Annotated in this window: 9 protein-coding genes; all 9 read left to right on the plus strand. The window is 62.2% G+C overall.

Annotation, left to right across the window (positions count from 1 at the left end):
• Positions 1–241 precede the first annotated feature (241 nt).
• The 9 genes from DWV58_RS09505 to hisB all read left to right on the plus strand — a co-directional run bounded on the left by DWV58_RS09505 (position 242) and on the right by hisB (position 8,823).
• Positions 242–658 (plus strand): PTS sugar transporter subunit IIA, encoded by a 417-nt coding sequence (locus tag DWV58_RS09505; RefSeq protein ID WP_117637123.1) that lies wholly within the window; start codon positions 242–244, stop codon positions 656–658.
• Positions 659–674: 16 nt separating this feature from the next.
• Positions 675–1,145 (plus strand): PTS sugar transporter subunit IIB, encoded by a 471-nt coding sequence (locus DWV58_RS09510; protein WP_117776924.1) that lies wholly within the window; start codon positions 675–677, stop codon positions 1,143–1,145.
• Positions 1,146–1,153: 8 nt separating this feature from the next.
• Positions 1,154–1,945, plus strand: coding sequence for a PTS sugar transporter subunit IIC (locus DWV58_RS09515; RefSeq protein WP_117640903.1), 792 nt, complete (start codon positions 1,154–1,156; stop codon positions 1,943–1,945).
• Positions 1,935–2,771, plus strand: coding sequence for a PTS system mannose/fructose/sorbose family transporter subunit IID (locus DWV58_RS09520; protein WP_117776925.1), 837 nt, complete (start codon positions 1,935–1,937; stop codon positions 2,769–2,771). Before DWV58_RS09515 ends, DWV58_RS09520 begins: the two co-directional genes overlap by 11 nt.
• Before the next feature lie 83 nt (positions 2,772–2,854).
• On the plus strand, positions 2,855–3,691 hold the full coding sequence (locus DWV58_RS09525; RefSeq protein WP_117640904.1) for a sugar phosphate isomerase/epimerase: 837 nt from the start codon (positions 2,855–2,857) through the stop codon (positions 3,689–3,691).
• Positions 3,692–3,860: 169 nt separating this feature from the next.
• Entirely contained in the window at positions 3,861–5,576 is a 1,716-nt protein-coding gene (hisG, locus tag DWV58_RS09530) for an ATP phosphoribosyltransferase (protein WP_117776926.1), read from the plus strand.
• Positions 5,577–5,681: 105 nt separating this feature from the next.
• The gene (gene hisD, locus DWV58_RS09535; protein ID WP_117776927.1) at positions 5,682–7,118 is read left to right on the plus strand and encodes a histidinol dehydrogenase; all 1,437 of its coding nucleotides are present in this window, start codon (positions 5,682–5,684) and stop codon (positions 7,116–7,118) included.
• 1 nt (position 7,119) lies between these two features.
• Positions 7,120–8,235, plus strand: a complete 1,116-nt coding sequence (gene hisC, locus DWV58_RS09540; protein ID WP_233540561.1) for a histidinol-phosphate transaminase — start codon at positions 7,120–7,122, stop codon at positions 8,233–8,235.
• The gene (gene hisB, locus DWV58_RS09545) at positions 8,236–8,823 is read left to right on the plus strand and encodes an imidazoleglycerol-phosphate dehydratase HisB (protein ID WP_117757617.1); all 588 of its coding nucleotides are present in this window, start codon (positions 8,236–8,238) and stop codon (positions 8,821–8,823) included. It begins immediately after the preceding gene.
• Positions 8,824–8,893: the final 70 nt, after the last annotated feature.

An 8,893-nucleotide genomic window follows, 5' to 3' on the forward strand; every position in this document is an offset into this window, starting at 1 on the left:
ATCCCCGGCCTTGACGACGAGTTCCGCGTCATCGTGTCTCCGTGGATCCTCTCCTCGCTGATCACCGATCGCCTTGCTGCTTACTACGAGACGGTCACCAAGCACAACCTCAACTACCGTCGTTACTATCACCAGTTCGACTACTAATCGGTGACAAATAAGCTACTGATCAAGAAGCACCCTGCCCGGGCGCATGCGTCCGGGCATTTTTATGCCGAAATTCGCAAGAAAGGGGAATCGAATGAGGCAGTTTATCGTGGCGTCCCATGCTCATTTCGCGTCTGGAATCGTCGAGAGCATCGGCCTGCTCTCCGGCGAGCGCGAAAACGTCCATGCGCTGTCTATGTATGTCGACGGAAACGAGGACCTGGTCAAGGAGGCTGCAGCGATTCTGGACGGCTTTGCCGCGGACGATGAGGTCGTAGTTTGCACCGACCTCTTTGGCGGCAGCGTCAACAACGAGTTCACCAAGATCGTCCAGACGCGCCCCAACACGCACCTGGTGACCAATATGAACCTGCCACTCCTTATTCAGCTGCTGTTCGTGCCCGACTCCACCCCGATCGATGAGGCCATTCGCCAGATCGTCGAGGCGGACGACACCAAGGTCAAGTACGTCAACGACCTGCTGGGGCAGGCCGAACTCGATGAGTTTTAATCGTTAGGAGCACATCATGATTCAGATGATTCGTGTAGATTATCGACTGCTGCACGGCCAGGTTGCCGTTAGTTGGACCTCGGCTCTGGGTGCCGACTGCATCCTGTTGGTGAGCGACACAGTCCTCAATGACAAGCTTCGTCTGCAGGCCCTGTCTCTTGCAAAGCCGGAGGGCTGCAAGGTCGTCGTCAAAAACACCGAGGATGCCGTCAAGGCGCTCCAGAGCGGTGTGACCGATAAGTACAAGCTCTTCGTGGTTTGCGAGACGATCCAGCAGGCCGGTGCCGTCGCCAAGGCGATGGGCGTCAAGAAGATCAACCTCGGCAATGTTGCCTTTAGCGAGGATGCCCGCCAGGTCTCGACGAGCGTGTTCCTTACGCCCGAGAACGAGGCCTACGTGAAGGAGCTGCTCGGCGACGGCTACGAGCTGTTCATTCAGATGATTCCGGCAGATGCGAAGACTGACGCCGCGAAGGTCATCGGTTAGGGGCCATCATGGTTATCAAGACAATCCTGATTTTCCTTATTGCCCTTTTGGGTTATTCCGAGTGGCTGACGGGCACGAGCTACCTCCAGCGCCCGATTGTGCTCGGACCTCTGGTTGGCCTTGTCATGGGCGACATGGTGACCGGCACGATCATGGGCGCCACGATGGAGCTTGCCATGGTCGGCGCCATCTCGGTCGGTGCGTATAACCCGCCCGATACGATTTCCGGCACTATCCTGGGCGTATCGCTTGCCATGCAGGCCGGTGCGGACGCTTCGGCGGCCCTGACCTTGGGCATTCCCATCGCAACGATCGTTCTGGCGCTCGATACCGCCCTGGGCCAGCCGGTGATGCTGCTGTTGGTGCACCGTATCGACAAAAACGTCGAGGACGGAGACACCAAGGCCATCACGCGCAACATGCTTATCGCGGGTTATGCGCAGAGCTGGTGCGGCCTGCTGATTATTCCCCTGGCATTCTTCTTTGGCGCCGATGCCGTCGCCAGCCTGCTCAACATCATCCCCGATTTCGTTCAGACCGGCATGGATGTCGCCGCCGCCTTCTTGCCCGCACTCGGCTTTGCGATGCTGGCGCAGATGATTATGAACAAAACGGTGGCTCCGTTCTTCTTCGCTGGCTTCTTCCTCGTCGCCTACTTTGGCATTAGCACGACGGGCGTGGCGATCTTTGCCGCGATCATCGTCGTCGCGATGACGGTTTTGGGCGAGAAGAAAAAGGCGGAGCAGCCCGCAGTGGCAACCGAGGATCCTGCGATTGGGAGTGGGTTCGATGAGTTTTAAGTTTGAGTCTTCTTATGACGGGCTGATTTCCCGCGCAGACCTTAAGAAGCTGTTCTGGCGCTCGATTCCCTATGAGCATTCCTGGAACTACGAGCGTATGGGCCATATCGGCTTTATGTGGGCCCTTATGCCGATCCTTCGCAAGCTGTATCCGCAGGATGCAGACTTTAAGGCCGCACTCAAGCGCCATATGGAGCTCTATAACGTCACGCCGTACATCTCGACGCTCCCCATGTCCATTGCTGCCGCAATGGAAGAGGTCAACGCTACTGACGATAGCTTTGACACGAGCGCGATCTCTAATGTCAAGCTTGCTTTGATGGGACCGCTGTCCGGCGTGGGCGATGCCTTCTACTGGGGCACGCTGCGAATTTTGGCAACGGGTGTCGGCACGTCGCTGGCGCTGCAGGGCTCTATTCTTGGCCCGATTTTGTTCCTGCTCGTGTTCAACGTCCCTCACTACATTATCCGTTACCTGCTGACGTTTGTGGGATATCGCTTTGGTTCGGACATGATCAGCAAGGTCCAGGAATCGGGCATTATGGACACGATCGTCAAGATGGCCTCTATCATGGGCGCCATGGTGATCGGTGCTATGACCATGGAGATGGTCACCGTGGACATTCCGCTCATGGTCGGCGCGGGCGATGTCGCTCAGACGCTCGCCGAGCTGCTCAACGGAATCTTCCCGGGCTTTGTCACGATGGGGCTGTTTGGAATCGTCTATCTCATGCTCAAGAAGAAGATGAATCCGCTGCTCATCATGCTCGTGATCCTACTCGTGAGTATCGCCGGCGCGTTCTTTGGAGTGCTTGGTGTTCAGTAGGGCATCCGTCATAATTAAAACAATGTAAGAGGGGGCGTCGCGCACACTGTGCTGCGGCGCCCTTTTGCCGAAAGGTGGACAAGATGGAGTATCCACAGCTTGCCGTCATGAATATCAGCCATCGCTATTTTGACCTTGAGGAATTCTTTTCCTCGGCAGCGGCCTCGGGCTACACGTGTTGCGAGCTTTGGACCGGGGCGATGCATCTGTATGTCGATTGCCATGGATACGATTCGCTCGAGCAGGTGCGGGAGCTGTCGCAGCGGTATGGAGTTCGGATTGTGGGGCTTTGTCCCGAACAGAACAACCCCAAGCCGTGGAATATCGCGGCGCGTGGGAATGAGGCGCGTGCCCGCACGCTCGCGTACTTTAAGAACGTTGTGGATATCGCGGCGGAACTTGGAGCCGAGCAGGTCATGGTCTCGAGCGGCTGGGCATTTTTGAACGAGCCGATCGAGGACGCGTGGGGTCGCAGCGCCTCGATGCTGCGTGCGATTGCCGAGCATGCGGGAGAACGCGGCGTGCGACTGGTGCTCGAAGCCCTACAGCCGGTTGAGTCGATGATCGTGAACTCGGCGGCCGATACGAAGCGCATGATCGAAGCAGTTGATCATCCGGCACTTAAGGCGTGTCTGGATATGGGCGCCATGGCGGTGGCGGGGGATACCATCGACGATTACTTCGATCTGCTTGGCGATGATGTCGCCCACGTGCATTTTGTCGATGTTGCGGCAGATGGCACGACGCATCTTGCCTGGGGTGACGGCGACCGCGATATGCGCGCTGACCTGGATAGGCTGGTGGCGCGCGGCTATCGCGGAGTTGTTTCGGCCGAGACCTATGACGGGCGCTATTTTGCCGACCCCGCAGCTGCCGATGCGCAGGTAATGGCAGAGTATCGTCGTGCGATTGGCGCCTAGGTGGGGTTGGGCTGCGGCAATCTGCCCCATGTTTCCAAATGAATACGGTGTGAGCGGCTGCGACGGATTTCCCCCGCAAACACTCTAGTATGCTAAAGTACCCAGAAGACCGGCGGAGCTATGCCGGTCTTCTGTTCTATACGAAGCACAGCATGAGGAGGCTCACCAGATGACGGCCACACCGTGGGGATTCCGGGACATATTGCCCGAGGAGGCTCAGGCACGCGAGGAGATCGCATGTACGGTGAAGGGCTGCTTTAGGGAGCATCATTATCTGCCGGTTGAAACGCCGCTGCTCGAGGACAAGGGTTCGCTCGAGGAAGGTGGCCGCATTGCGGACACGCCGTTTAAGCTCTTTGACGATGACGGGCGTTTGCTGGTGGTTCGTCCCGACAACACGTTGCCGATCGTGCGCTTGGTTTCGACCCGCATGCGCGCGGCCGATCTGCCGCTGCGCCTGCGCTACGAGGCGCCGGTGGTTCGCGAGTGCCAGCGCAATGCCGGCGGCTCGCGTCAGTTTACGCAGCTGGGCTTTGAGCTTATCGGTGCGGGCGATGCCGCGGGCGATGTCGAGATTGTCTCGCTGGTAGCCGAGGCCGTGCGCAAGCTGGCGTTGCCCGATGCGCGCATTATCGCAGGTAGCGTTCGTCCTTTTAAGGAGCTGCTCGCGGCGTGCGAGGATCGCGAGCTGGCTGCCGAGGCCCTGCGCTGCGTGCACGCCAATGACTTTGTGGGCCTCGATGCCCGCGTGGCGGCAAGCGCCGAGTCCGAGGCCGTCAAGGCCGCCATTAGTGAGCTGCCGCGCTTGCACGGCGGTGCCGAGGTACTCGACCGTGTGGACGCGCTGCTGGAAGCTGCCGGTATCGTCGCGCCGCTCACGCGCGAGCTGCGTGCCCTGGTCGAGGGCCTGGCGCCCGAGGACGCCCAGGTGCTGTCCTTCGACTTCTCCATCATGAACTCGTTCGATTACTACACGGGCCTGGTCTTTAAGGCCTATGCCGGCGGCCTGCCCGATCCTGTCGGTTCGGGCGGTCGCTACGACTCTATCTTTACCGGTGCATTTGGCGACGGCATCGAGGTGCCGGCGGCGGGCTTCGCCTTTTCGCTCGAGCGCCTGGAGGCCGCGCGCACCTCGGCCGAGGACGCCGCTTCCGATGGCGATCACGCCTCGGGCCGTGGCGCCGAGGGCCCGCTGCGCATCGCCGTGCCCAAGGGCTCGCTTAAGGCCGACACGCTCGACGTGCTCGAGACCGCGGGCTTGGACGTCTCTGAGCTGCGTGACCCCGGCCGTCACCTGATCGTGCGCGGCCGCGACACGCGTGCCGGCAAGGGCGCGGTCGGCGATATCGAGTTTGTCATCGTGCGTCCCAGCGATGCGCCTGCCTTTGTGGGCTGCGGTGGTGCCGATTGCGGCATCTGCGGCTGGGATTCGCTTATCGAGGCCGACCTCAACCTGCTGCAGCTGGTCGATCTGGGCTACGGCCTGTGCACCTTTATTGAGGCTGAGCCCGCTTGGCGCGCCGGTCAGGCCGAGCGCAACTATGCCCGCCGCGGTTCGCTTCGCGTGGCAACCAAGTACCCGCGCATCGCGAGTGCCTGGTATGCCGAGCGCGGCGTGAACGCCGACATTGTTTCGCTGCACGGCAACATCGAGCTGGGACCCATCGTCGGTATGACCGATCGCATCGTGGATATCACCGCCACGGGCGCCACGCTGCGCGACAACGAACTGGTCATCACCGGCCGCATTATGGACTGCACGGCCCGCTTCTTTGTCAATCCGGGCGCCGCACGTCTGGATCCGCGCGTACGCAATCTGGCAGATCGCTTGGCGGCAGCCGTGAAGGACAAGCATTTTGAGCCCGTTGCGGGCTCGGCACAATAGCGCGAGCACGCACGGGCGCCCCAACGTCCGGGCGGCGGGCCGACAGACGCCGCCGCCCGGCATCTCGTTTTCCAAACGCAACCTCGACCGATAGGGGATACCGATATGAAGACCATCAAGCTTGCTCCCGGTGAGCGCCTCGTTACCAACCAGCTCAACCGCAAGGGCGTGCTGCCGCAAAACATCGTCGACGCCGCCCGCGATATCGTGGCCAACGTGCGCGCCAACGGCGATGCCGCGGTGCGCGATTACTCTCAGCGTTTTGACGGCGTTGAGCTGCAGAGCTTCCGCTTGCCGCAGGAGCAGATCGATGCCGCGCTCGAAGGCCTCGACCCGGCCTTTGTCGCCGCGCTTGAGAAGGCCGCGCGCCAGATTCGCGAGTTCCACCAGCGCGAGGTCGAGCAGAGCTGGTTTACCACGCGCTCGGACGGCACGATGCTCGGCGTTAAGGTGACCCCGCTTGCTGCGGCCGGTATCTACGTGCCGGGCGGTCGTGCACAGTACCCTTCCACCGTGCTTATGAACGCCATTCCCGCTAAGGTGGCCGGCGTCAAACGCGTGGTCATGGTAACCCCGCCGCAAAAGGATGGACTGATTAGCCCGTATACGCTCGCGGCCGCCAAGCTCGGCGGCGTGGACGAGATCTATATGGTGGGCGGCGCTCAGGCCGTGGCCGCACTTGCGTATGGTACCGAGACCATTCCGCGCGTCGACAAAATCACTGGACCGGGTAACGCCTTTGTTGCCGCGGCCAAGCAGATCGTCTCGGGTGACGTGGGTATCGATATGGTCGCCGGTCCCTCCGAGGTCTGCGTGCTGGCCGACGCCACGGCCAAGCCTATGGTGGTCGCGGCAGACCTGATGGCCCAGGCCGAGCACGATCCGCTGGCAGCCTGCTATCTGGTGACTTGCGACGAGCAGTTTGCGCGCGAGGTCGAGGCTGGCATCGACATCCTGGTGGCGCAGTCGCCGCGTGCCGAGATCACGCGCGCTTCGCTCGACAACGAAGGCACCATCGTGGTGGCCGCCGATATGGCTGCCGCCGTCGAGGCCGTGAACACCGTGGCGCCCGAACACCTGGAGCTGCACTGCAAGGACGCGATGGGCCTGCTTGGCGGCATTCGCAACGCCGGCGCCATCTTTGTGGGCGCTTGGAGCTCCGAGCCGCTTGGCGATTATGTTGCCGGCCCCAACCACACGCTGCCGACCGGCGGCACGGCCATGTTCTCCAACCCGCTTTCGGTCGAAGAGTTCGTTAAGCGCTCGAGCGTCATTTGCTATACGCCCGAGGGTCTGCTCTCCGACGCTCCCGCTACGCAGCGCCTGGCCGAGGCCGAGGGCCTGTGGGCGCACGCGCTCTCTGCCGCCCTGCGTCGTCGCGTGCTGGAGCAGGGCGAGGATGCCGTGAGTGCCGAGTCGCTGGCTGCGGCCGACCTGACCAAGGTCGCCTGGCCGGGCGACGCTGTGGCGACGGTCGCCGAGGGTGTGGACCTGGCGGCTGCAGGCTCGGATGGCGCTGGCGCGACCGGCGAGGAGGCCTAACATGGCCGAACTTACGCTGCGCATGAAGGAACTCGTCCAGCCCTACCTGGCCGGCATTGAGCCCTATGATCCCAACTTTACGCCTACGCGCATCAATCTTTCGGCCAACGAGAACACCTATCCCGTGCCTGCCGGCGTGCGTGAGGCAATCGATGCAGCCCTGGCTGCCACGCCGCTCAACCGCTATCCCGATCCCATGTCCAACGATCTGCGCGACGAGCTTGCTGCCTGGCATGGCGTGACGCGCGAGAGCATCTGCGTGGGAAACGGCGGCGACGAGCTGCTCTATAACTACCTGCTGGCGTTTGGCGACGCGGGGCGCACCCTGCTCAACTGCCCGCCGTGCTTTAGCGAATATGCCTTCTTTGCGTCTCTGTGCCAGACCGAGGTGCGCGATGTGTGGCGCGACCCGGCGACCTTTGAGCTCGACCAGGCAGCCGTGCTTGCGGCGGCACCCGAGTGCAACCTGGCCATCGTGACCTCGCCCAATAACCCCACGGGCGACGTGGCACCGCTCGACTTTGTCGCGGCGCTGTGCGATGCGTGCCCCGGCATGGTCATGGTCGACGAGGCCTACGTTGAGTTTGCCGACGATTCGTTTGGCGCGGCCACCACGGCGCAAGGCCTTATCGCCGAGCATCCCAACCTGGTGATTCTGCATACGTTGTCCAAGGCGTTTGGCGCTGCCGGTACGCGTCTGGGTTACGTGATCGCGGCACCCGAAGTCATCGACGTGTTCGCGGCGATTCGCCAGATCTATTCGGTCAATGTGCTGAGCCAGGCGGCGGCGCTTGCCTGCGTGCGTGCCCGCGATGCGTACGCGCCCGTGGTGGTACAGGTCGCATCCGAGCGCGAGCGCGAGCTGTGCGCCCTGCGCGCAATGGCTGCCGAGGGCCTGCCCGTGGAGGTATGGCCGAGCGCGGCGAACTTTGTGCTCGTGCGCACGCCGCATGCCACACGCGTGCGCGAGCGCCTGCGCGACGAGTACTCGATTTTGGTGCGCGACTTTAGCTATGCGCCGGGGCTTGCGGACTGTCTGCGCATTACCGTGGGTACCCCGCAAGAAAACGACGAGGTGCTGGCCGCGTTTGCCGCGCTGGTGAAGGAGGAGATGTAGATGGACCGCTATGCCGAGGTAACCCGCAAGACGGGCGAGACCGACATTGTCGTAAAGCTCGACCTGGACGGATCTGGCGTGTGCGATATCTCGACCGGCGTGCCGTTTTTCGACCACATGCTCAACGCCTTTGGCCGCCATGGTCTGTTCGATCTGACGGTGCACGCGGTGGGCGACGTCGAGGTCGACGCGCACCACACCGTCGAGGACACGGGCATTGTGCTGGGCGAGGCGTTTTGCCAGGCGCTGGGCGACAAGGCGGGTATTACGCGCTTTGCCGACGCGGCGATCGCCATGGACGAGACGCTCGTGATGGCCGCCGTGGACATTTCGGGTCGCGGCCAGGCCTATTGCGAGCTGCCCGTGCCGACCGAGCGCGTGGGTAGCTTCGATACCGAGCTAGCCGTCGAGTTCTTCTATGCCTTCGCGCGTGACGCCAAGCTCACGCTGCACGTGCGCGAGCTGGCGGGCGGCAATTCGCACCACATTATCGAGGCTGCCTTTAAGGCCGTGGGCCGCACGATGCGCCGCGCCTGCGAGCTCGATCCCCGCGTGCAGGGCATCCCCAGCACTAAGGGCTCGCTGTAACCGCTGCAACCGCCGTAAGGGCAAAAACCACCACAAAGGGGACAGTGAACTGCGCCCCGAAACTTGGACT

The organism is Collinsella sp. AF11-11, assembly GCF_003465485.1.
Taxonomy (GTDB): Bacteria; Actinomycetota; Coriobacteriia; order Coriobacteriales; family Coriobacteriaceae; genus Collinsella.

Excerpts from the sequence above, each read along its gene's own strand:
- DWV58_RS09505 (WP_117637123.1), top strand. The coding sequence starts at position 242 with ATGAGGCAGTTTATCGTGGCGTCCCATGCTCATTTCGCGTCTGGAATC.
- DWV58_RS09510 (WP_117776924.1), top strand. The coding sequence starts at position 675 with ATGATTCAGATGATTCGTGTAGATTATCGACTGCTGCACGGCCAGGTT.
- DWV58_RS09515 (WP_117640903.1), top strand. The coding sequence starts at position 1,154 with ATGGTTATCAAGACAATCCTGATTTTCCTTATTGCCCTTTTGGGTTAT.
- DWV58_RS09520 (WP_117776925.1), top strand. The coding sequence starts at position 1,935 with ATGAGTTTTAAGTTTGAGTCTTCTTATGACGGGCTGATTTCCCGCGCA.
- DWV58_RS09525 (WP_117640904.1), top strand. The coding sequence starts at position 2,855 with ATGGAGTATCCACAGCTTGCCGTCATGAATATCAGCCATCGCTATTTT.
- hisG (WP_117776926.1), top strand. The coding sequence starts at position 3,861 with ATGACGGCCACACCGTGGGGATTCCGGGACATATTGCCCGAGGAGGCT.
- hisD (WP_117776927.1), top strand. The coding sequence starts at position 5,682 with ATGAAGACCATCAAGCTTGCTCCCGGTGAGCGCCTCGTTACCAACCAG.
- hisC (WP_233540561.1), top strand. The coding sequence starts at position 7,120 with ATGGCCGAACTTACGCTGCGCATGAAGGAACTCGTCCAGCCCTACCTG.
- hisB (WP_117757617.1), top strand. The coding sequence starts at position 8,236 with ATGGACCGCTATGCCGAGGTAACCCGCAAGACGGGCGAGACCGACATT.